This is a genomic window from Cupriavidus sp. 05T42, from assembly GCF_056396345.1.
Window position 1 is genome coordinate 72,003 of sequence record NZ_JBFTLH010000011.1, and the last position, 20,768, is coordinate 92,770.

General features: G+C 68.4%; 22 protein-coding genes. 13 read left to right on the forward strand and 9 right to left on the reverse strand.

Features of this window, described 5'->3' with window-relative positions:
- Window positions 1-36 precede the first annotated feature (36 nt).
- Window positions 37-648, forward strand: coding sequence for a vWA domain-containing protein (locus AC1EJR_RS16480; RefSeq protein ID WP_092297147.1), 612 nt, complete (start codon window positions 37-39; stop codon window positions 646-648).
- Window positions 649-794: 146 nt separating this feature from the next.
- A complete protein-coding gene (locus AC1EJR_RS16485; protein WP_369823496.1) occupies window positions 795-2,024 on the forward strand; it encodes a methyl-accepting chemotaxis protein in 1,230 nt (409 codons plus the stop codon).
- Between the two features lie 26 nt (window positions 2,025-2,050).
- Here the strand turns inward: AC1EJR_RS16485 and AC1EJR_RS16490 are convergent, their stop codons facing one another.
- The gene (locus tag AC1EJR_RS16490; RefSeq protein WP_477113405.1) at window positions 2,051-2,872 is read right to left on the reverse strand and encodes an alpha/beta hydrolase; all 822 of its coding nucleotides are present in this window, start codon (window positions 2,870-2,872) and stop codon (window positions 2,051-2,053) included.
- A gap of 374 nt (window positions 2,873-3,246) precedes the next feature.
- Between AC1EJR_RS16490 and AC1EJR_RS16495 the strand changes: the two genes are divergently transcribed.
- Window positions 3,247-3,597 carry a hypothetical protein gene (locus tag AC1EJR_RS16495; protein ID WP_092297157.1) on the forward strand — a complete coding sequence of 117 codons (351 nt, stop codon included), beginning with the start codon at window positions 3,247-3,249 and terminating at the stop codon, window positions 3,595-3,597.
- A gap of 138 nt (window positions 3,598-3,735) precedes the next feature.
- Window positions 3,736-4,338: a TetR/AcrR family transcriptional regulator gene (locus AC1EJR_RS16500; protein ID WP_092297160.1), complete on the forward strand. Its 603-nt coding sequence runs from the start codon at window positions 3,736-3,738 to the stop codon at window positions 4,336-4,338.
- A gap of 119 nt (window positions 4,339-4,457) precedes the next feature.
- On the opposite strand, the gene AC1EJR_RS16505 is transcribed toward AC1EJR_RS16500, so the two are convergent.
- The 5 genes from AC1EJR_RS16505 to AC1EJR_RS16525 form a co-directional block, all read right to left on the reverse strand.
- Window positions 4,458-5,204 carry an alpha/beta fold hydrolase gene (locus AC1EJR_RS16505; protein WP_477113406.1) on the reverse strand — a complete coding sequence of 249 codons (747 nt, stop codon included), beginning with the start codon at window positions 5,202-5,204 and terminating at the stop codon, window positions 4,458-4,460.
- Entirely contained in the window at window positions 5,201-6,232 is a 1,032-nt protein-coding gene (locus tag AC1EJR_RS16510; protein ID WP_092297165.1) for a M14 family zinc carboxypeptidase, read from the reverse strand. The genes AC1EJR_RS16505 and AC1EJR_RS16510 overlap by 4 nt, the downstream gene beginning before the upstream one ends.
- A gap of 83 nt (window positions 6,233-6,315) precedes the next feature.
- Window positions 6,316-7,230 carry a LysR substrate-binding domain-containing protein gene (locus AC1EJR_RS16515; RefSeq protein ID WP_092297168.1) on the reverse strand — a complete coding sequence of 305 codons (915 nt, stop codon included), beginning with the start codon at window positions 7,228-7,230 and terminating at the stop codon, window positions 6,316-6,318.
- A 116-nt stretch (window positions 7,231-7,346) separates the two neighbouring features.
- Window positions 7,347-9,497, reverse strand: coding sequence for a phosphocholine-specific phospholipase C (locus AC1EJR_RS16520; RefSeq protein WP_441644272.1), 2,151 nt, complete (start codon window positions 9,495-9,497; stop codon window positions 7,347-7,349).
- A 53-nt stretch (window positions 9,498-9,550) separates the two neighbouring features.
- Entirely contained in the window at window positions 9,551-9,766 is a 216-nt protein-coding gene (locus AC1EJR_RS16525; RefSeq protein ID WP_255370894.1) for a hypothetical protein, read from the reverse strand.
- A 453-nt stretch (window positions 9,767-10,219) separates the two neighbouring features.
- Here AC1EJR_RS16525 and AC1EJR_RS16530 point away from each other — a divergent pair, with 453 nt between their 5' ends.
- On the forward strand, window positions 10,220-10,705 hold the full coding sequence (locus tag AC1EJR_RS16530; protein ID WP_092297174.1) for a hypothetical protein: 486 nt from the start codon (window positions 10,220-10,222) through the stop codon (window positions 10,703-10,705).
- A 9-nt stretch (window positions 10,706-10,714) separates the two neighbouring features.
- On the opposite strand, the gene AC1EJR_RS16535 is transcribed toward AC1EJR_RS16530, so the two are convergent.
- Entirely contained in the window at window positions 10,715-11,863 is a 1,149-nt protein-coding gene (locus AC1EJR_RS16535) for a DSD1 family PLP-dependent enzyme (RefSeq protein WP_477113407.1), read from the reverse strand.
- 106 nt (window positions 11,864-11,969) lie between these two features.
- On the opposite strand from AC1EJR_RS16535, the gene AC1EJR_RS16540 reads away from it, so the two are divergent.
- The 4 genes from AC1EJR_RS16540 to AC1EJR_RS16555 all read left to right on the forward strand — a co-directional run bounded on the left by AC1EJR_RS16540 (window position 11,970) and on the right by AC1EJR_RS16555 (window position 15,918).
- The gene (locus AC1EJR_RS16540) at window positions 11,970-13,322 is read left to right on the forward strand and encodes a tetratricopeptide repeat protein (RefSeq protein ID WP_477113408.1); all 1,353 of its coding nucleotides are present in this window, start codon (window positions 11,970-11,972) and stop codon (window positions 13,320-13,322) included.
- Window positions 13,323-13,365: 43 nt separating this feature from the next.
- Complete coding sequence (locus tag AC1EJR_RS16545) at window positions 13,366-13,737, forward strand: DUF6152 family protein (RefSeq protein WP_441592897.1); 372 nt, start codon at window positions 13,366-13,368, stop codon at window positions 13,735-13,737.
- Window positions 13,738-13,743: 6 nt separating this feature from the next.
- Complete coding sequence (locus AC1EJR_RS16550; RefSeq protein ID WP_092297187.1) at window positions 13,744-14,250, forward strand: hypothetical protein; 507 nt, start codon at window positions 13,744-13,746, stop codon at window positions 14,248-14,250.
- 120 nt (window positions 14,251-14,370) lie between these two features.
- Complete coding sequence (locus tag AC1EJR_RS16555; protein ID WP_454757696.1) at window positions 14,371-15,918, forward strand: methyl-accepting chemotaxis protein; 1,548 nt, start codon at window positions 14,371-14,373, stop codon at window positions 15,916-15,918.
- 21 nt (window positions 15,919-15,939) lie between these two features.
- Here AC1EJR_RS16555 and AC1EJR_RS16560 read toward each other — a convergent pair whose 3' ends face one another.
- Window positions 15,940-16,533, reverse strand: coding sequence for a 2-hydroxychromene-2-carboxylate isomerase (locus tag AC1EJR_RS16560; protein ID WP_092297192.1), 594 nt, complete (start codon window positions 16,531-16,533; stop codon window positions 15,940-15,942).
- 51 nt (window positions 16,534-16,584) lie between these two features.
- Entirely contained in the window at window positions 16,585-17,313 is a 729-nt protein-coding gene (locus AC1EJR_RS16565) for an SDR family oxidoreductase (protein WP_092297195.1), read from the reverse strand.
- 133 nt (window positions 17,314-17,446) lie between these two features.
- Here AC1EJR_RS16565 and AC1EJR_RS16570 point away from each other — a divergent pair, with 133 nt between their 5' ends.
- From AC1EJR_RS16570 to alaC, 4 genes are all read left to right on the forward strand, one after another.
- The gene (locus AC1EJR_RS16570; RefSeq protein ID WP_092297198.1) at window positions 17,447-18,136 is read left to right on the forward strand and encodes a PadR family transcriptional regulator; all 690 of its coding nucleotides are present in this window, start codon (window positions 17,447-17,449) and stop codon (window positions 18,134-18,136) included.
- Between the two features lie 20 nt (window positions 18,137-18,156).
- On the forward strand, window positions 18,157-18,969 hold the full coding sequence (locus AC1EJR_RS16575; RefSeq protein ID WP_477113409.1) for a siderophore-interacting protein: 813 nt from the start codon (window positions 18,157-18,159) through the stop codon (window positions 18,967-18,969).
- A gap of 69 nt (window positions 18,970-19,038) precedes the next feature.
- Entirely contained in the window at window positions 19,039-19,428 is a 390-nt protein-coding gene (locus tag AC1EJR_RS16580; RefSeq protein WP_441644264.1) for a hypothetical protein, read from the forward strand.
- A 117-nt stretch (window positions 19,429-19,545) separates the two neighbouring features.
- The gene (gene alaC / locus AC1EJR_RS16585) at window positions 19,546-20,760 is read left to right on the forward strand and encodes an alanine transaminase (protein WP_477113410.1); all 1,215 of its coding nucleotides are present in this window, start codon (window positions 19,546-19,548) and stop codon (window positions 20,758-20,760) included.
- Window positions 20,761-20,768: the final 8 nt, after the last annotated feature.

Below are 20,768 nucleotides of genomic sequence, written 5' to 3' on the forward strand. Positions count from 1 at the left end.
CGGCAAGGCGGCAACCGGTGGCAGACTCCGCGTCCGATGCCACGTCCCGCCACACCGGGCGCGGGCGTGCCCGGGGCGCGCATCCACTGGCCGCGCACGCTGGCGGCCAAGCGGCAGGCGCGGCTGGCCGCCGAGCACCTGCGCCACCGGCGGGCCGATGCACGCGCTGGCGTGCTCCACTGCGTGGCGCTCGACTGTTCCGGCTCGATGACGCAGGGCGAGCAGCTCGCGCTGGCCAAGGGCGTGCTCGTGCGGCTGCTGGAGCGCGCCTACCAGTCCCGCGCGGACGTGGCGCTGGTCTGCTTTGCCGGACAGCAGGCCGAAGTGCGGCTCGCGCCGTCGCGCGCACGGTACTGGAACGCCGACTGGATCCGCCCGATTGCCGGCGGCGGCGGCACCCCGCTGGCGCTGGGCGTGGCGCGCGCCGGCCAGTTGCTCGAGGCGCAGGCCCGCCACCGGCCGATGCAGCGGCGCTGGCTCTGGCTGCTGACCGATGGGCGCAGCGGTGAACTGCCGCCCCGGCCCGCCTGGGCCGATCACGTGGTGGTCGTCGACGTGGAGCGACGCGCCGTGGCGCTCGGCCGCTGCCGCGCGCTGGCCACGGCGTGGGACGCCGACTACCGCGACGCCGCCGCATTGATCGACTAAGTTCGACTAAAAGCCACCCTTGCGCCACATCCCCCTTCCGTGGGGCATGCCCGGCCTAAAGTCCCGGACCCGACTGGCCGTTAGCCCATCGATAGCCCCGACACGCAACGACGAACAGCGGGGCACTACGAGGAGCGGACGGCATCATGGCTTGGGACAACTTGAGTATGCGTACGCGGCTGGGCGCGGCGTTTGGCGTGGTCGTGCTGTTGGTGGCGGTCATGATGACACTGGCGCTCGGGCGCATTGGCGAGCTGGAGCAGCGCGCGGCGGCCGCGCCGGACAAGCCCGCCGCCACGGCTCAGGCTGTGCCCCCGAACGAGGACAACACCCGCACCTGGATCTGGGGCCTGGGCGGCGCCGTGCTGCTGGCTAGCGTGGTGTGCTGGTTCCGCCTGACGCGCGCCATCGAGATCCCGCTCAAGGAGGCCGAGTTCATCGCCGAAACCGTGGCGGCGGGCGACCTCAGCAAGGAATTCGAGACCGAGCGGGGCGGCGATTTCGGCCGCCTGCTGGGCGGGCTGGGCGAGATGGAGGACATGCTGACGGACCTGGTCACGCGCATCAAGGCGTCCAGCGATTCGATCTCGTCGGCGTCGCACCAGATTGCCGCTGGCAATACCGATCTGTCCCAGCGCACCGAGGAACAGGCCGCCACGCTCGAGGAAACGGCATCCAGCATGAGCGAGCTGACCGCCATGGTGAAGCAGAACACCGAGCGCGCACGCACGGCCAACGGGCTGGCGGCGTCCGCGTCTGGCGTGGCCGAGCGCGGCGGCGCCATCGTCGGCAATGTCGTGGAGACCATGCAGGCCATCAGCGCCAGCTCCCGCAAGGTGACGGACATCATCGCCGTGATCGAGGGCATCGCCTTCCAGACCAATATCCTGGCGCTGAACGCCGCCGTGGAAGCGGCACGCGCGGGTGAGCAGGGGCGCGGCTTCGCCGTGGTGGCGGGCGAGGTGCGCACCCTGGCCCAGCGCAGCGCGGCGGCGGCCAAGGAAATCAACGTGCTGATCAACGATTCGGCGCGGCAGGTGGAGTCGGGCTCGTCGCTGGTGGGGCAGGCCGGTCAGACCATGGCGGAAATCGTCCAGTCGGTGCGGCATGTGACCCAGATCCTGGGCGAGATCGCCGAGGCCTCCGAGCACCAGAGCGGCGGCATCGAGCAGGTCAACGAGGCGGTGGCGCAGATGGACGAGGTGACGCAGCAGAACGCCGCGCTGGTGGAAGAGGCCGCCGCGGCGTCTGCGGCGCTGGCCGAGCAGGCCCAGCAACTCCAGCATGTGGTGGGCGAGTTCAAGCTCGACGACGAGCCGGTCCGGCCGGCGGCACGCCAGTCGCTAGGCGTCCAGGCCAGGCTGGCGCGCGCCTGACTTTACTCATATCTGATACCTAATATCTAAGGGGCGATGTCCGGCGCGGCGGCGACGCCCAGGTCGCCGCTCTGGAGATAGGCGATCACCGGCGCCCAGAACGCCTGCGCGTGCGCAGGTTCGATGGCGGCGTTGTGGGGCAGGTCCTCGAAGATCTCGAGCCGGCTCGGCGCGCGCGCCATCCGCGCCAGATATTCGCCATGGCTGAACGGGATGGTCTGGTCCTGCCGGCTGTGGATCAGCAGCAGCGGCATGCGCAGCTTGCGGATGCGCGCGGCGTTGTTCCACGGCTCCGGCAGCATCCACGCCAGCCACGCGGGCACCCGCCCCGTGACCACCGCCGCCGCACGCGCGGAGCGGAAACCGGCGCCAATCACGGCGCCGTCCGGGCTGGGCCGCAGCCGGCCAATCACATCGAGCAGAATCCCACTTCCCAGCGAATAGCCCATCACGTGGCGCCGCGCCGCAGCCGGCGTGGCGGCGATGAACTGGAGGTAGCCGGCCAGCGCGTCCTGACGCAGGTTGCGCACCGAGGGCCGCCCGGTACTCGCGCCATAGCCGCTGTAATCGAACACGAAGGAGCCGATGCCGGCCGCGTGGAGCATGGCCTGGACCGGCGCCCAGTCGGTCAGGGATTCGGAATCGCCGTGAAACACGCACAGCGCCGGGCCGCTCGGATCGGGCGCGGCGACGAACGAGGCGTGCAGCGTGCGATCCCCGCTGGCGAAGGTGTACTGGCGGGACGGCACGCCGAGGTGGTCGGGGGTGACATCCCCGATCGGGATAGTGACGAAAGCGTCACTTTCCATCATCCGGAAGACCAGCCAGCGGCCTAGACTTGCGGCCACTGCGACGCCAGCCACGCCGGCAACCCAGCGTTTCAGGGGACGGGAGCCAGCAGCGGGCGGAGTGGGCAGCGGGGCAGACATGGCGGGCCGGGGCGCGGGGGATGTGATAAGCCTAGCACCCGATGGGCCGGGGCGCCGGCCGCAAGAGAGACAGGCTATCGGCCTCATAAATAAGTTTTCGGCGCGATCCCCAGATTCGCCTTGCTTGTCTATCTACCAGTAGATATTATCCAACCCATGGACTCGCCGCACAAACCAAGCGGTGGTCTGAGCAAGACCTCGAACGGGGCCTTCCAGAGCCAAAATATCTATCTAGTGGTAGATAGCATCGGAAGGTAGCCCCGGCAAACGCAGCCAATACAAGGAGCTTCACCATGAACGCCAAGACCATCCTCAGTGCCGCCGCTCTCGCCGCCGCCTTCGTCACGGGCGCTGCCCAGGCCGCTCCCGCCAGCAACCAGACCGGTGAAGCCTACGGTTACGGCTACCGCGTGAACGACGCACGCAGCCCGTACAGCGACGGTGCCCGCGACGTACATCGCCCCCGCAACCCGTTCGTGGACGGCGCCCGCGTGAATGATCAGCGCAGCCCGTTCTCCGATGGCGCCCGCGCCGGCAAGTTCGACCCGTACACCGACGGCACCCACACCGTGGCCGGCCGCGACCGCACCGGCGTCTCCGCCGAACCGGGCCGCGCGGATGATTCGGCTGTCGAAACCGCTTAAAGCATTTCTACCATCGCCCCGCCGCGGATCGCGGCAAGCGGTACCGGCCGGCGCCCCAAAAGGGTGCCGGCCTTCCTGACGTTGACATCGGGGTAATCCCGGTTGAGTATCTATCTGCGTGTAGATAAACTTTGCCCCATGAAAACCCAACCCGTCCGTGAGCAGCTGCTCGAACACACGCTGGTACTGATTCGCCGCCGTGGTTTCAATGGCTTCAGTTACCGCGATCTGGCCGAGCTGGTGGGGGTCAAGACCTCCAGCATCCACTATTACTTTCCGTCCAAGGACGACCTCGTCCTGGAAGCGGTGAAGGAATACAGCGCGCGCATCGTCGAGCGCCTGCGCAATATCGACCCCGAACTGCCGGTGCTGGAACAGGCCCGCCAGTACCTGGAGCCGCTGCGCGCCACCTGCGGATCTGACCAGATCTGCCTGGCCGGCATGCTCTCCACCGAGGTGCTGTCCCTGCCCGAGCCCGTGCACAAGGTGCTCAAGGATTTCTATCACATCAACGAGGCCTGGCTCGCCAAGCTGCTCGAACGTGGCCAGGAGCAGCGCGAGACCTTGTACCCCGTGCCGCCCGAAATGCTCGCGCAAGTACTGTATGGCGCGCTCCAAAGCGGCCTGATCGCCGCGCGCCTGTTCGGCACGCAGGAGCGCCTCGAAGCCGCCGCCGAAACCCTGCTCGGCGCCCTGTGCAACAAACGCGCCGCCGCACTGCTCGGCAAGACCTGCGCCTGACGTAGTCGCTGCATAAAAAACCGCCGGATGGCCGCAAGGCCTCCGGCGGTTTTTGTTTCTCGAACTGGGAATTGCACCCGAACAGGCAACGCGCCTCGACGCCGTGTCCCGGCAGCAGATCAAAGAGGACCGTTCTTCTCGACCATCGCGCACAACCACCCCCCATCGTCATGCGGCAGGTCATGTCCCGCCCACGGGTGGCGGAGGTGCTGCGCCTGCCAGGCCGCCGCGATGCGGGTCGAGCAGATCGGGTTGACCAGACGGTCGGCGTCCGAGGAGAGGATCAGCGTGGGGCAGGGCGGGGCGGAGGGGGCCGCGCGGTAGCGGGCGGCGGCCAGCAGTTGGCGGAGGGCCGCCGCGCGGGTGACCGGGGCGGATTGGCCGATGGTGACCCACGTCGCCAGGTCGGCGTCGCGGGTGTCCATCCGTTCGCAGGTCAGCCGGTGGACCGTGCGCTCGCAGCGGGCGCGGTCGTGCCAGTGGTTGGCCATGCCGATGAGCGCGGCCCAGTTCTGGGGGCGCAGGCGCTGCGGCATGGTGCTGAAGGGACGCATGCTCGTGTTGATCAGCACCAGTCCGGCCACTTCCCCGGGGTAGCTTTGGGCCCATTCGGTGGCGACCATGGCGCCGAGCGACATCGCCAGGATGCGGCATGGCGCGGCCACCCCGTCGGCGCGGGCCGTGGCGCGTACGGCTTCCATGATGCCGCGCACGTCGACGGGCACCATCGCGTGGCGGGCGGTGCCGTTGCCGGGCAGGTCGATCAGGGACGGGTGGCCCAGGCCGCGAGCGGTCCATAGCGCCGGCAGGTCGCCCCAGTGCCGCGATTCGCGGGTGAGGCCGCGCAGGAAGATCCACGGGTTCATGGTGCCGGTTTCCGGTCTTGCCAGTGCGCGCTTGCCTGCGCCAGCAACTGCTGTCGATGGTCGCCCCGGGGCAGCCATCGCTCCGGGGCGAAGGCGGTGCGCCCGAGGAAATCGAACAGGCTCACATGCCGGCGCAGCACGCGCGCCGTGCGGTGAGCCTTGATGGGATTGAAAATGCCCGCGCGCGAGAAAAGCTGGCGGGGATTCTTCTTGATCCACAGCCACGAGCCCAGCTCCAGCGTCATCGGCAGGAACAACGTGCCCGCCGGCGCGCGGTCGTAGGCGTAGTCCCACAGGTCGCCGTGCAGCAGGTACTGATGGCTCTGGGGTTCGAAGGCGTAGCCGTGGTGCGGGTGGGCCTGCTCGAACATGGTCTTGAGCAGGTACATCTCGGGCAGGTGCGCCATCGGCGCGTGGGTGCGCGCGTAGGGGAACCAGATGCTGTCGCGCCAGCCATAGCCGGAATGGCAATCCACCGCGAAACTGAGCGGCCGGCCCAGCAGTTCGTCCTCCACCACGCGCAGCAGCGCGGCAGCCTCGGGCTCCATCGGCGCGCCGGCGCGGCCGCGATACCACGGCAGCCAGGCGCCGAGGCGCTGCCCGCCGGCCAGGAAGGGCACGCGCGCATCGGCGTTCTGCGGCGCGTTGCGCATCAAGTCCACACCCCGGGGATTGGCGCGCGTGGCCGCGTACATGCCGCCGGGGTTGACGATCGGCATGAAGACCAGCTTCACGGCCTGTAGCTCGCGGTGGAGCAGTTCGTCCCATTGCAGGCGGCACAGCAGCGAGCGCATGTAGTCCAGCACCAACTGAGTGCCGATGCGCTCGAGCCCGTGAATGCCGCCGAAGATGCCGATGGCCGGCGCGTCGGGCGCGTCCGTGCCCAGCGCCGCCACATGGACCCCAAATGAGCGGCCGTCCACGGTTACCTCGCACGCCACGCGCGACCGGAACCACGGGGCGCCCAATTCCAGCAGCGTCAGCAACTGGTCGTACTCGGGAAAGCTGGGGCGGCCCGGGTCGGTCATCGGCGGAGGGGGTCCTTGGGGGCGGTGCGGTGGGGGCGTGAGGCTCAGGTCAACTCAGGTCAACTCAGTCAACTCAGGTCAACTCAGTTCAATATAGGTGCAGGTTGCAGAACCTCGCAATGCCGTTGCGCCGCGCTGCCCGGCAGGACCAGGCAATCCAGCAGCGCGCGCACCAGCCGTGTCCCGCTGCGGATCTTGAGGCTGTAGAGATATTCGTGGATGACCGGCGCCTGGCTGGCGAAGGGCACCACGCAGAGCGCGGGGTCGCGCGGGACCTCGCCCACGGGCATCACGCTGGCACCGAGGTTGTGCCGGATCGCCTCGCAGATGGCTTCGCGGCTGCCGATCACGGTATGGGGCGGGAGGTCGATGCCCACCGCGCCCAGCGCGGCCTCGGTGGCCTCGCGGGTCATCGACCCTTGTTCGCGCACGATCAGGTGGCAGGTGGCCAGTTCGGCCACCTCCACACGCGGACGGCGCGCCAGCGGGTGGAGCGGATGGGCGACCAGCACCATCGGGTCGGCGGCGAGCATGACGCGGGAGAGCCGGTCGTCGTCCACCGCGTGCGACGACACCGCGGCATCGATCCGGTATTCGAACAGCGCGTCGAGCATCTGCCGGGAATTGCCGATCTCGATGCTGATCGCCACGGCCGGGTAGCGCTCCCGGAACGCGGCCACGCTGCGCAGGATGTAATAGGGGCCAGTGGCGCCAATCCGCAGGCTGCCCAGCCGCAGGTTGCCGGCGTTGCGGAGCAGGAAATCGGCCTCGCCCTCCTGCTGCATCATCTGCTCGGCCAGCGGCATGAGGGCCACGCCGACGTCGCTGAGGTCGAGCCGGCTGGCGCGGCGGTGGAACAGTTCCACGCCGTAGAGCACTTCCAGCTGGCGGATGCGGCCGGTGACGGTGGGCTGGCTGAGGCGCAGCTGCCGGGCCGCGCTCGTGATGCTGCCTTGTCGCGCCACTTCATAGAACGTCATCAGCAGATCGCCAAGCATGGGGCTCCCATCGAGTTCAGGACGAACCCGCGAGCCTAGCCCGGCAATGTGACAGTGGTGAGTATGACGGCGTTCCCCCCTCCCCAAAGGGAGAGGGGAGAACGCCGGACGCTGGTTTAGCTCCCCATCGCCGGATCGGACACCGTGTGGGTGCCGTTCTCCAGGCGGCCGGCAAAGCGGCGCGAGAAGCCGCCCTGCTGGGTGGTCACCGTGAAGTCATACCAGTTGCCCTGCGACTTCACCGGGAAGGGCTGGTCGAGTTCCTTGCCGGCGGGCAGCTCGAAGGTCCACGGGCCGTCCGTGCGGTAGGCGTTGGGCACCACCGTGAACGTACAGGCCGTCGTGCCGCGGTTGATCAGCGTCAGCCAGACCTTGGGCTCGTCGGATTCCTCGTAGCACACGCGGATCTCCGGCGCGGCGCCGCCGCCGGCTTCCTTCTGGGCGCTCACGTCGCCGATAAAGGCGCGATGGTAGCCATTCGGGCCCAGTACCCAGAGGTCATAGCGGCCGCTGTCCGTGGCGTAGACATCCCAGGTGGCGTCGATGCCCTTGCCCGCCTCCACCGCATAGCGGCGCGGCACGCTGCCCAGGTGCAGGCGATCGTACACATGGAACACTGCGGCCTGCGTGCCGTCATTGCGGAACTTGAGGACCATGGCGCGGTTGACCGGATCTTCCAGCCCGCTGGTGTGCAGCGTGTACGGCAGCGCGCGCGAGGGCCGCGTGCCGCTGGCCTGCGTCGGCATGGTCTGCGCCGCCACGGTCGGGGTGGGAATCTGCGCCAGCGCTTCCTGCTGGGTGCGCTGGGCGTCCGCGCCGGTCTTGTCGAGGCCCGTGAAGGAGATCGACGTGGTGCCGTTCGGGTTGATGAAGTCGAACGCAGTCATCATGTCGCCCATCACCGCGCGGCGATAGGGGCTGATGTTGGTCTCCTGCACGCCGAATCGCTGTTCGAGGAAGCGCAGCACCGAGGTGTGGTCGAACGCCTGCGAGTTGACCCAGCCGCCACGGCTCCACGGCGACACCACGTACATCGGCACGCGCGGACCGGGGCCGAACGGGGTCTTGTCCACGCTGTAGTACTCGGTGGCGGCGTCCATCGTGGTAGCGCCGACGGGCTTGCCCGCCGCATCCAGCGCCGGCGCGCAGGGCGGCGGCACGTGGTCGAAGAAACCGTCGTTTTCGTCGAAATTGATCAGCAGGACGGTCTTGCTCCAGATGTCCGGGTTGGCCGTCAGCGCGTTGAGCACCTCCTGGGTGTACCAGGCGCCCTGGACCGGGCTCGACGGCCCCGGGTGCTCCGAGTACGTGGCCGGTGCCACGATCCACGATACCTGCGGCAGCGTGCCGGCGGCGATGTCGTCGCGCAGCGCCTGCAGGAAGCCGCCGTCCGGCATGGTGTTGGCGATGCCTTTGAACAGCGGGTTCACGGTGTCGTTGGCCGCCGTGTAGGCCGGGTAGGGCGCACCGTTGGCCGCGTTGCCGAGCGCGGCGTTGGCGGCGCGGTACTGGGCGAAGCCGGCCAGCGGGTTGTCGGTGAAGTTGTCCGGCATGTTCTGGTAGACCTTCCAGGTCACGCCGGCGGTCTGCAGGCGTTCCGGGTAGGTCGTCCAGGTGTAGTTGATGCCGGTGGCGTCGAGCGAGTCGCCGCTGTTGTCGATCACCGGGCCGCCCTTCTGGCCGAACGGGTCGTTGGTGCCGGTCCAGTGGAACAGGCGGTTGGTGTTGGTGCCGCCGTGGAAGCTGCAGTGGTAGGCATCGCACAGCGTGAAGGCGTCGGCCAGCGCGAACTGGAATTCCACCTCCTTCTGCTTGTAGTAACCCATCGACTGGCGCTGCTTGGAGGTCGGCCAGGCGCTCATGCGGCCCAGGTCCCAGGCGGCCTGGCCGTCCGGCTGGCTGTGCGGGGTGCCGCTCACGCGCTGGGCGTTGCCGGCGGTGCTGTCCAGGTGGTACGGCAGCACCACGCGGTTGGTGTTGCCGCTGGCGTAGGTCTGCTGGAAGACGTTGCGGCCGCCCGGCAGCGGGATCGGGAAGCGGTCACCGAAGCCCCGCACGCCCTTGAAGGTGCCGAAGTAGTTGTCGAACGAGCGGTTTTCCTGCATCAGGATCACCACGTACTGCACGTCCTGGATCGACTTGTTGACGTTGTTGGCCGGAATGGCCAGTGCGCGGCGAATAGCCGGCGGAAACGCGGCGAGCGCGGCGGTTGCGGCGGCACTGCCGCCTGCCATCTTGAGAAAATTGCGTCGGCTGCTGGAGTTCATGTCGAGTTCTGCCCTGAGCGGTTCTGGATTCGAGGAGGTGGGATCGCGGCGCTTCAGGGCGCGCACTTCATCTGGGGCTTGACCGTGGGCTCGCCCGGCTGGGTCGGGGTGCCGCCGCCCGGTTGTCCGGGGGTGGGCGGGGTGTCGTCGCCGCCACAGGCGGTCAGCGCCGCGCAGAGCAGCAGGGCGGCGGCCAGCCCGGCCAGGGGGCGCGGGGCTTTGGGTGGCCGCACGTGGGCAAGGCGTGCAAGGGTGCGGATGTCGTGCATGGTCTGGATTCTCTTGCGGTGGGGAGGGACGGGGGCCGTCAAGCGCCCTATGCGTTGCTCGCGTCGTTCGCGTGGCTCGCGATGCGCTTCGCAGCGTACGGTCCCGCCTTGTCCCGGCGGTGACATATGCCCCAAGAATCCTGATACGGACATTCGCGGATTTGGCCCCAAAGGGCGCCTGACGCACATTTGACGGCGTCAGTTGCTGCGTCGCACCAAGTCCTGTGCTATGGTGTTTGGAAGGTTTCCTCCAATTTGCCCCCGAATCCCGTTTACCTGTCAGACTGCCGGACTCGGGAAGATCCTTGCCCAGACCGGGCTGCAGGACCGGCACATTGGATAGCCCCCCCCACAAACGCATTTTTGTTGCACTTGCAACGTGGCATGACCTTGCTTGTTAGCAAGGCTTTCCGCCCCCATTCTGCAATGCGGAAGGGCTTGCAGGAGCGGTACATGAACACCGAATCACGTTACGTCTGGCATTACACCGTGGGTACGCCACTGGCCGCAATTGCGCGGTCGGGACGGCTGCGGCCCGCGATGGCCCACGGCCGTCCCGCGCGTCCGGGCGAGCACGACATCCTCTGGTTTTCGCGCAATCAGCAATGGGATCCATCCGCCACCCAGGACGATGGCCTGAGCGAGGCGCGTCACGCGCTCTCGCGGGCTGCCCTGCATGCGCGCTTTGGGCTCTACCGGTTTGGCATCGCCGCCAATGACTCGCGCCTGCTGCCGTGGCCGACGGTCACGCGCGTGGCCGATATCGAAGTGCCCGATGCCATGGCGATGGTCGCCGCCGGCCTGCGCTGCGGCGCCGCGCCCACCGACTGGATCGGCACGCTGACCGAGATTCCGCTGTCCGAACTGCGCTTCGAGGCGTGGACCGGCCGCGAATGGACCACGGCCGATCTCAACGAGCTGGCCGCCCAGCTCGCCTAGCTCACCCCGTCAGCGGCTGAAGCCGCGCGCGGCCACCGGCCACACCGCTTCCACCACGCCGCCGCGCACCGTCACCAGTGCATCGTAGAGATTGAGGGTCGGGTCGCAATGACCCGGCACCAGCAGCACGCGGCTGCCCAGCGCCGGCAGGGCGGCGACGTTGCCCGCCTGGCGGGGTTTGACGATGCCATGCTCGTCGTTCGCCGCCACGTACTCCAGCGCCTCGGACGCCGCGCCATCGGCCCAGATCCACGGCAACCCCGAATCCACCGCCATCGACTTCAGCCCCGCATCGAGGATGACGCGGTCGCCGGCGGCCACGCTCATCACCGTCGTGGCGATAAACAGGCTGTGTTCGAAGCGCAGCGCACCGGGATAGGCGTTGCTGCCGTAGTCGGCATCCATGAACACGTACGAGCCCGGCTGGATCTCGGTGTAGACGCCGCTGCCGAGGTCGAACTCCACGCTGCCGCTGCCGCCCCCCGTTACCACCTCGCACTGCACGCCCGCTGCCGCCAGCTTCGCCAGCACGGCGCCGGTGCGTTCGGCAGCTTGCGCGGCGGCGTCGCGGCGGGCCGCCCAGTCGCGCAGATGCTGGATACCGCCGTGGTACGCCTGCAAACCGCGCAGGGACAGGCGGGGCTGGGCGGCGATTCTTTCCGCCAGCGCGATGGCCGCCGGGGCATCGGCCACGCCGCAGCGGCCCTGGCCGACATCGATCTCGATGAAGACATCGAGCTGTGTGCCGGCGGCTTCGGTGGCTACCGCCAGGGCGTCAATTTGTGATGCATCGTCCACACACACGCTGAGGCGCGCATGGCGGGCCAACTCGGCCAGCAGCGCCGCCTTGGCCGGCGACGCAATCTCGTTACTGATATGGATGTCCGTCACGCCGGCCGCCACGAAGGGCACGGCCTCGCTGACCTTCTGGCAGCAGATGCCCACCGCGCCGCGCGCGATCTGCGCCAGCGCAATCTCGGGGCACTTGTGCGCCTTGGCGTGCGGGCGCAGCTTCACGCCGGCGCGGTCGGCGGCGTCCTGCATCCGCGCCACGTTGCGCGTGAAGGGGTCGAGGTCGACGATCAGGGACGGTGTGTCGATGGCATCGACGGACTGGCCAGGGGTGGCGGCGGGCGGCAAATCGAAAGGCAGGGGCATGAGCAGCGAAGATGTGATGAATGGGGCCGGAGCGGAAGCGTAGCACGCGCGATTCCACTACGATGAGGAAGTCCGCGCCGATGCGGACCCAAACCGGGAGGGCGCCATGGCACATGATGCAAGAGGCCTGGAGGTCACAGCTGATCATCCCGAAGCGCTCGCGCACTACGAGACCGGGCTGGCGCTTCTGCATGGCTACTACGGCGATCCACTCGCGGCGGTCGATGCCGCCCTGGCCGAACACCCCGACTTCGCCATGGGTCACGCGCTGCGCGCCGCGCTGATGGTGACCTCGGGCGACGGCACCGCCGTGCCGCTGCTGCGCGAGAGCGTGGAGGCAGGCGAGGCATTGGGCGACCGCGCCAACCCGCGCGAGCGCCGCCATCTGGCCGCCGCGCGCGCCTGGCTGGATGGGCGGTTCGCCGAGTCGGTGCAGGCCTACGGCGACATCGCCATCGACTATCCGCGCGACATCCTCGCCGTGCAGGTGGCTCATCTGGGCGATTTCCTGCTCGGCCAGTCGTCGATGCTGCGCGACCGCATCGCGCAGGTACTGCCCCACTGGGATAAGCATGTGCCCGGCTACGGCTACCTGCTCGGCATGCATGCCTTCGGGCTCGAGGAATCCAATCGCTATGAAGACGCCGAGGCGCGTGGCCGCGAGGCGGTGGCGCTGAACCCGCGCGATCCGTGGGCGATCCACGCCGTGGCGCATGTGATGGAGATGCAGGGCCGGCTGGACGATGGCGCGGCCTGGCTGCACACGCGCGTATCGGACTGGTCCGAAGACAACATGCTGGCGGTACATAACTGGTGGCATCTGGCCCTGTTCCTGCTCGAGCAGGAGCGCTACGACGAAGTACTGGCGCTCTACGACGTCCACCTCAACCGGCCCGCGCCGGCCATTGCGCTCGATCTGGTCGATGGTGCCGCGCTGCTGTGGCGCCTGCACCTGCGCGGTGTGGACGCGGGCGCGCGCTGGGCCGCGCTGGCCGACGACTGGTACACGCGCGGCGCCGCCGGCTACTACGCCTTCAACGATGTGCACGCCATCATGGCGTGCCTGGGCGCGGGCCGCGAAGACGCCGTGGCCGAGATCCGCGCGGCCATGGCGGGCGCGGCGATCGGGCAGGGCACCAATGCGATGATGTCGCGCGACGTGGGCCTGCCCGTGGCCGACGCGATGATCGCCTTCGCGCGCGGCGACTATGCCGCCACGGTGACGCTGCTGATGCCGGTGCGCATTCTCACCCATCGCTTCGGCGGCAGCCATGCCCAGCGCGACGTCTTCGCGCTGACCCTGATCGAAGCGGCCCTGCGCGGCCGCCACGCCAACCTCGCCGCCGCGCTGGTGGCCGAGCGTGCCGCGCTGAAGCCGATGAACCCGAGCCTCGCCGCGCTGGCCGGCCGCGCACGGCGGACGTCGCAGGCGCAGGCAGCCAGTTCGACGCTGCACTGATCCATCCACCCTGTATCTACCCGTAGTCACCCTGGAGGTCACCATGCATCTACCGACGTTCCGCTCGAAGCCCCTGCGCCTCGCCGCCGTCCTGCTCGCGATGGCCAGCCTGCCGGCCATCGCCCATCATGGCTGGTCCACCTATGACCAGACCAAGCCGCTGACCGTGACCGGCAAGGTGGTGGAGAGCCACTACGAGAACCCGCACGCCACGATCCGCGTGGATGCGGAGGGCAAGCGCTGGTTCGCCGTGCTGGCGCCGGTGTCGCGCATGGAGTCGCGGGGCGCCACGCAGGAGAAGGTGGCCGTGGGCAAGCAGGTGACCATGGTCGGCTACCAGAGCAAGGAAAAGGCCGACGAGATGCGCGTGGAGCGCATCACGCTCGACGGCGGCCAGACCGTGGAACTGCGCTGAGTGCCGATGGAGGCACTTGGCGAGTGGGGCGCCACGCTCGCCGCGTGGCCGATCTCGGTGGCGCTGCGCGCGTCGTCCTGGGCGTATCCGATCATCGAGATCGTGCATCTGGCCGGCATGGCGCTGCTGTTCGGGTCCATCGTCGTGGTGGACCTGCGGCTGGCCGGGCTGGGGCGCCAGTTGCCGGTCACCACGCTGCTGCGCCATGCGCTGCCGGCCTCGGTGGCGGGCTTTCTCGCCGTGGTGGCCAGCGGGGCGCTGCTGTTCCTGGCGCATGCCGATGAACTGATCGTCAATCGCGCCTTCCTGATCAAGATCGTGCTGATCGGGCTCGGGCTGGCCAACGCGCTCTGGTTCCATCAGGGGCCTTACCGGCAGTTGCATGCCGCGCCCGCCGGCGCGAGCTGGGACATCGGCCGGCCGCCGCCCACGGGGGCGCGCGCCTGTGCCATGGTGTCGCTGCTGACCTGGGGGCTGGTGATCTGCGCGGGCCGGCTGATCGCCTACGTCTGAGCGGTTTGCAATCTCGCAATTTGATGTAACGCAAATGGCGTGCAGGCGTCGCTCAAGGTTTAAGGGGGTGGGTCGTTAAGCCTGATCGGTACTCCATCGATCCAACGAACAACCTGCCCCATGAATAACCTCAGTATTCGCCATGGCCTGCTGGCCACCCTGGTGGTCTTCGGACTGATGATCCTGTTTGGCGCCGCGCTGGGCGTGACCGAGCTACGTGCAGCAAGCGGCGCTTCCGAGCGCATTCACGTGGTGGCCACGCGCGCGCTGCTGATCAACGACGCCTATAAGGACATGACGCGCGCGCGCTCGGCCCTGACCCGCGCGTACAGCTCCGCCAAGGAGTCCGGCGCGGTGAACGCCGACGCCATCGCCAGCGCCGAGAAGTCGATGCGCAAATCCGCCGATGAGCTGAACGCCTTCGAGAAGGCCGCGCCCATCGAGGGCCTGGAAGCCGGCGCGCGCGACGAGATCATCGGCGCCGGCCGTGCCCATATGGATGCCGTCCAGCGCGCGCTCGAGGCACTGCGCAACAATGATCCGGCGGCCTACGCGGCGATCAACGACAAGGACATCACCGCTTCCGGCGGGAAGTACTCGGCCGGCGTGGAGCGCTTCCAGAAATTCGCCGAACAGCATAACGACGAGGCCGTGGCTACGGGCCGCAACCGCTTCCAGCGCGTGCTGGTGCTGGTGGGGATGGGCCTGGTGGCGTCGGTGCTGCTGATCGTGGCGGTGCACGTAGCGCTGCGCCGGCTGGTGGTGGCGCCGCTCAACGCCGCCTGCCAACTGATCATGCGCGTGGCCGATGGCGACCTGACCATGACCGTGCCGCCGGCTGGCCGCAACGAGATTGGGCAACTGCTGGACGCGCTGGCCCGCATGCGTGCCGGCCTGACCGAGACCGTGCGGAAGGTGCGCGCGGGTTCCGATGCCGTGACCACCGGCGCGCGCGAGATCGCGGCGGGAAATACCGACCTGTCCTCGCGCACCGAGGAACAGTCGTCGGCGCTGGAGCAGACCGCCGCCAGCATGGAGGAACTGACCTCCACCGTGGGCAATAACGCGGAGAGCGCCACCCGGGCCAGCGCGCTGGCGCGCGACGCGGCGGACCTCGCCCAGCGCGGCGGCGACGTGGTGCGCGGCGTGGTGCAGACCATGAGCGACATCAACACGAGTTCGCAGAAGATCGTCGACATCATCGGCGTGATCGACGGCATTGCCTTCCAGACCAACATCCTCGCGCTGAATGCCGCCGTGGAAGCGGCGCGCGCGGGCGAGCAGGGCCGGGGCTTTGCCGTGGTGGCGGGCGAGGTGCGCGCGCTGGCGCAGCGCAGCGCCGGCGCCGCCAAGGAAATCAAGGCGCTGATCGATTCATCGGTGGAACGCGTGGACGCCGGCAGCACCCAGGTGGAGCAGGCCGGCAACACCATCGGCGAGATCGTCGGCGCGGTGCAGCGGCTGGCGGCCACCGTCAACGAGATCTCGGCGGCGTCGCAGGAGCAGTCCAGCGGCATCACGCAGGTCAGCGAGGCGGTGTCCCAGATGGAGCAGGTCAACCAGCAGAACGCCGCGCTCGTGGAGCAGGCCGCCGCGGCGGCCGACTCGCTCGAAGCGCAGGCCAACCAGCTGGCGGCGGCCGTGACGGTGTTCCGTCTGGCGGCTTGAAACTGTATTAATTAGCAGGCATTACGCCGCCAGCCGTTCTTCGACGAACAGCAGGCGGTCGTTGCCCCAGAACAGCTCCCCATCGACGATAAAGCTGGGCGCGCCGAAAATGCCGCGCGCCACGGCTTCCTCCGTCACCCGCTTGAGTTCGGCCTTGACTTCGGGGTCATCGAGCATGGCCAGCGCCTGCCGGGGATCCATCCCTGCATCGACCAGCACTTTTCCGATCTCCTGCGGATCGTTGAGGTTGCGGCCGTCCTCCCACATCGCACGGAAGATCGCGTCCACGTAGCGCGCGAAGGCGTCCGGGCCCTGGCGCTGGTAGCCGATGGCGCCGCGCATCAGCGCCAGCGTGTTGATCGGGAAATGGGGGTTGTGGCGGAACGGCACGTCGTAGCGGCGCGCCCAGTGCTCGGTGTCCGTCTTCGACCATTGCGACTTGAGCGGGATGTCGGCCGGGCTGTGGTTGCCGGTCGCCTTGAACACGCCGCCCAGCAGCATCGGGCGCCAGACGATGGTGGCACCGGTGCGGGCCGCCACGCGCGGCAGTTCCTTGTACGCCAGGTAGGAATAGGGGCTACCGAAGTCGAAGAAGAACTCCACCTGCTTGGTCATCGCATGTCTCCGTTGTAGTTTGTGACGGTTGTCCGGGGCGGCGGGGTGGGGCTACCAGTGCTCGATCCACGGGCGGATGTCCAGCTCGTGGGTCCAGGCATCGCGCGGCTGCTGGTGCAGCATCCAGTAGGTATCGGCGATGTGGTCGGGATTGACGATGCCGTCGCGCGCCTTGGCCGCGTAGCGGTCTGGAAAGGTCTCGCGGATAAAGGCGGTGTCGATGGCGGCATCGACGATCAGGTGCGCCACGTGAATGCCCTGCGGCCCCAGTTCGCGCGCCATGCTCTGCGCCAGCGCCCGCAACGCGTGCTTGGCGCCGGCGAACGCGGACATGCCGTCGCGCCCGCGCACGCTGGCCGTGGCGCCGGTGAAGAAGATCGAGCCCCGCTGGCGCGGCAGCATCGCCCGCGCGGCCTCGCGGCCCATCAGGAAGCCGCCGAAGCAGGCCATCTCCCACACCTTGAAGTAGACGCGCGAGGTGGTCTCCAGGATAGGGAAGTTGACGTTGGCGCCGATGTTGAACACGGCCACTTCCAGCGGGGCGATGTCGTGCTCGATGCGTTCGATCAGCGCCACGGTGTCTTCTTCCTTGCGGGCGTCGCAGCCGAATGCGTGGGCCTCGCCGCCTTCGGCGCGGATCTGGTCCACCAGTGGCGCGAGCTTGTCCGCGCTGCGCCGGGTCACGCAGGCGATATAGCCCTCGCGCGCAAAGCGGCGGGCAATGGCCCCCCCTGTGGCGTCTCCGGCACCGACTACCAGGATGGCTTTCTTGTCAGGCATCGCGTCTCCTCCGTGGTTTGCGTCGCATTGTGACAGCAAAGGCAGAATCGCTTTGGGCTTGACTTTATATCGTACGATATATATCTTACGATACGTCGTACGATATATTCGTACCCAAGCAACGGAGTGCAGCATGCGACATCTCTTTGGATTTCCCTTCGGTTCTCCCTTCGGTGACCACCATCATCACCGCGCCCACGACGGCTGCGGCCACCGCTTCGGCAAGCACGCCATGTCCCGCCGGGGCGGCGGTTTCTGGTCGCAGGGGGGCGGCCCGGATTTTGAGGGCGGCGATGGTTTCGATGGCGATAGCTGGCGCCGGGGCCGCAAGTTCAGCGCGGAAGACCTGCAATTGCTGCTGCTGTCGCTGCTCGAGGAAAAGCCGTCGCACGGCTACGAGCTGATCAAGGCGCTGGAGGCGCGCACCGGGGGCTTCTACAAGCCGAGCCCGGGCGTGGTCTATCCCGCGCTGACCTTCCTCGAAGACCTCGGCTACGCCACGGTCATCACCGAAGGCAACAAGAAGCGCTATGAACTGGCCGATGCGGGCCGCGCCTATCTGGCCGAGAACCGCGAGCGGCTCGAGCACATGGTCGCCCGGCTGCGCCACGTGGCGCGCAAGATGGACTTCATGCGCCGCGCCATGAGCGGCGAGCCCCAGCGCGAGCCGGAGCAGGGCGGCTGGCTGCCCGAGTTCGTCGAGGCGCGCCTGCGCATCAAGCGCGCGCTGACCCAGCGCAGCGAGGCCTCCGCCGACGAACAGCGCCGCATCGCCGCCATCCTGGCCCGCGCCGCCGACGAGATCGAAGCCGGCCAGCCCTGAACCCTAATACAAGGTATTCCATGACGATTTCCCGTGACCTGACGGTCCAGCGCGTGCGCCATCCGCTCAAGATGCGCCTGCTCCAGGTGCTGCGCACCCAACTGCTGTCCCCGCAACTGCTGCGCGTGACGCTCGGTGGCGACGATCTGGCCGATTTCACCTCCAGCTCCTTCGACGACCATATCAAGGTGTTCTTCCCCGCGCCCGGCGCCGAGCGCCCGGTGCTGCCGGTGGTGGGCCCGGACGGCATCGTGTTCCCCGAAGGCCAGCCGCGCCCGCAGGCGCGCGACTATACGCCGCGCCGCTACGACCCCGTGGCGCGCGAGCTGGACATCGAATTCGTGCTCCATGGCGATGGCCCCGCTTCCACATGGGCGGCGCAGGCCCGGCCGGGGCAGTATCTGGGCGTGGGCGGCCCGCGCGGCTCGTTCGTGATTCCGACTGAATTCGACTGGCACCTGCTGATCGGCGATGACACGGCGCTGCCGGCCATCGCCCGCCGCGTGGAGGAACTGGGGCCCGATGCCCAGGTGATCGTGGTGGCCGAGGTGCCCAGCGCCACCGCGCAGATCCCGCTGGCCGTGGGGCCGCGTGGGCAGGTGCACTGGCTGCATCGGGAAGACCAGCCCGAAGGTAGTCTGCTGGCGCCGGCGCTGCAATCGGTGGACCTGCCGGATGGCGAGGGCTATGTCTGGGCGGCCGGCGAGGGCGCCGCGATGCGCGCCGTGCGCCAGCACCTGGTGGGCGAGCGCGGCGTGGACAAGGCCCGCATCCGCGCATCGGCCTACTGGAAGCGCGGCAACGCGGCGGTGCACGAGACCCTCGACGATTAAGCGGGTCGGGTTTGGCCGGGCGGCGGGCCTCGCCTACACTGGCGGCATGCCAACCGCCCGGGATGTGCCATGCCGCTGATGCGTCCAACCTTGCTGTCGATTGCTGCTGTGGTGTCGATGACCGTTGCCGCCTGCGCCCCAGACGCCGTGCGCAATGTCGAAGCCAAGGGCTTCAACACCTATCTCGATACGGTGCAGAAGGCATGCGCCAACACCCGCCTGGGCTCGCACCCGCTGGGCGAGTGGCTGCGCAGCGGCGGCGACGACAGCGACAGCGACTACGTGTTCTGGCTCGACCAGACCTCGCGGCTCTACTACCAGCGCATCAGCGTGCCGCAGTACCGGAGTTCCATCGCCGGCGCCATGGGTGGCGACAAGGCCAACGCCGCCGCGCTCGACTGCATCGTCCGCCATCTCCCGGCGGACCGTCCCACCAAGGTGCCCGGCGGGCTGCTGTAGTAAAAAAGCCCGTTGTGCAAACGGGCAAGGCTGGATAAGATCGATTCCCGGTGGCCGAGACAACGGCCGCCGACGTCGCTCGGACGGTTCCGGGCGCTTACGTAAAGGACTCCCGCCATGACTGCCGATTCCGGCAAGCGCCGCTTTGCGCGCATCGATCGCCTTCCCCCGTACGTCTTCAACATCACCGCCGAGCTCAAGATGGCCGCCCGCCGCCGTGGCGAGGACATCGTCGACATGAGCATGGGCAACCCCGATGGCGCCACGCCGCCTCATATCGTGGCCAAGCTCGTGGATGCCGCGCAGCGGCCGGACACGCATGGCTATTCGGCCTCGAAGGGCATCCCCCGGCTGCGCCGCGCCATCTCGCACTGGTACCGCGAGCGCTACGACGTGGAGATCGATCCGGACAAGGAGGCGATCGTCACCATCGGCTCGAAGGAGGGCCTCGCCCACCTGATGCTGGCCACGCTGGACCGGGGCGACACCGTGCTGGTGCCGGACCCGAGCTACCCGATCCACATCTACGGCGCGGTGATCGCCGGCGCCGACATCCGCTCGGTGCCGCTGTCGCCGGGCATCGACTTCTTCGCCGAACTGGAACGCGCCATCCGGGGCAGTTATCCCAAGCCCAAGATGATCGTGCTGGGCTTCCCGTCGAACCCGACGGCGGCCTGCGTGGAGCTGGACTTCTTCGAGCGGGTGATCGCGCTGGCGCGCAAGCACGACATCTTCGTGGTCCACGACCTGGCCTACGCCGACATCGTGTTCGACGGCTGGAAGGCCCCGTCGATCATGCAGGTGCCGGGGGCGAAGGACATCGCGGTGGAGTTCTTCACGCTGTCCAAGAGCTACAACATGGCGGGATGGCGTATTGGCTTCATGGTCGGCAACCCGGACCTCGTGGCCGCCTTGACGCGCATCAAGAGTTACCACGACTACGGCACCTTCACGCCGCTCCAGGTGGCGGCAATTGCCGCGCTGGAGGGCGACCAGCAATGCGTGAAGGACATCGCCGCCCAATACCAGTCCCGCCGCGACGTGCTGGCCAAGGGCCTGATCGAAGCCGGCTGGCCGGTGGAGATCCCCAAGGCGTCGATGTACATCTGGGCCCGCATCCCCGAACCCTACCGCGCGCTGGGCTCCCTCGAGTTCGCCAAGCAACTGCTGGCAAAGGCCAGGGTATCGGTATCGCCGGGCATCGGCTTCGGCGACTACGGCGACGAATACGTGCGCTTCGCCCTGATCGAGAATGAATCCCGCATCCGCCAGGCGGTGAGGGGCATCAAGTCGATGTTCCGGGCGGATGGGTTGGTTGGGGTGGGGGGGTAGCCCCGCCA

Coding starts and splice junctions, on each gene's coding strand:
- AC1EJR_RS16485 (WP_369823496.1), top strand. CDS start 795: ATGGCTTGGGACAACTTGAGTATGCGTACGCGGCTGGGCGCGGCGTTT.
- AC1EJR_RS16575 (WP_477113409.1), top strand. CDS start 18,157: ATGACGATTTCCCGTGACCTGACGGTCCAGCGCGTGCGCCATCCGCTC.
- AC1EJR_RS16570 (WP_092297198.1), top strand. CDS start 17,447: ATGCGACATCTCTTTGGATTTCCCTTCGGTTCTCCCTTCGGTGACCAC.
- AC1EJR_RS16580 (WP_441644264.1), top strand. CDS start 19,039: ATGCCGCTGATGCGTCCAACCTTGCTGTCGATTGCTGCTGTGGTGTCG.
- AC1EJR_RS16520 (WP_441644272.1), bottom strand. CDS start 9,497: ATGAACTCCAGCAGCCGACGCAATTTTCTCAAGATGGCAGGCGGCAGT.
- AC1EJR_RS16535 (WP_477113407.1), bottom strand. CDS start 11,863: ATGCCCCTGCCTTTCGATTTGCCGCCCGCCGCCACCCCTGGCCAGTCC.
- AC1EJR_RS16495 (WP_092297157.1), top strand. CDS start 3,247: ATGAACGCCAAGACCATCCTCAGTGCCGCCGCTCTCGCCGCCGCCTTC.
- AC1EJR_RS16555 (WP_454757696.1), top strand. CDS start 14,371: ATGAATAACCTCAGTATTCGCCATGGCCTGCTGGCCACCCTGGTGGTC.
- AC1EJR_RS16530 (WP_092297174.1), top strand. CDS start 10,220: ATGAACACCGAATCACGTTACGTCTGGCATTACACCGTGGGTACGCCA.
- AC1EJR_RS16480 (WP_092297147.1), top strand. CDS start 37: ATGCCACGTCCCGCCACACCGGGCGCGGGCGTGCCCGGGGCGCGCATC.
- AC1EJR_RS16500 (WP_092297160.1), top strand. CDS start 3,736: ATGAAAACCCAACCCGTCCGTGAGCAGCTGCTCGAACACACGCTGGTA.
- AC1EJR_RS16525 (WP_255370894.1), bottom strand. CDS start 9,766: ATGCACGACATCCGCACCCTTGCACGCCTTGCCCACGTGCGGCCACCC.
- AC1EJR_RS16560 (WP_092297192.1), bottom strand. CDS start 16,533: ATGACCAAGCAGGTGGAGTTCTTCTTCGACTTCGGTAGCCCCTATTCC.
- AC1EJR_RS16550 (WP_092297187.1), top strand. CDS start 13,744: ATGGAGGCACTTGGCGAGTGGGGCGCCACGCTCGCCGCGTGGCCGATC.
- AC1EJR_RS16505 (WP_477113406.1), bottom strand. CDS start 5,204: ATGAACCCGTGGATCTTCCTGCGCGGCCTCACCCGCGAATCGCGGCAC.
- AC1EJR_RS16540 (WP_477113408.1), top strand. CDS start 11,970: ATGGCACATGATGCAAGAGGCCTGGAGGTCACAGCTGATCATCCCGAA.
- AC1EJR_RS16565 (WP_092297195.1), bottom strand. CDS start 17,313: ATGCCTGACAAGAAAGCCATCCTGGTAGTCGGTGCCGGAGACGCCACA.
- AC1EJR_RS16545 (WP_441592897.1), top strand. CDS start 13,366: ATGCATCTACCGACGTTCCGCTCGAAGCCCCTGCGCCTCGCCGCCGTC.
- AC1EJR_RS16515 (WP_092297168.1), bottom strand. CDS start 7,230: ATGCTTGGCGATCTGCTGATGACGTTCTATGAAGTGGCGCGACAAGGC.
- AC1EJR_RS16510 (WP_092297165.1), bottom strand. CDS start 6,232: ATGACCGACCCGGGCCGCCCCAGCTTTCCCGAGTACGACCAGTTGCTG.
- alaC (WP_477113410.1), top strand. CDS start 19,546: ATGACTGCCGATTCCGGCAAGCGCCGCTTTGCGCGCATCGATCGCCTT.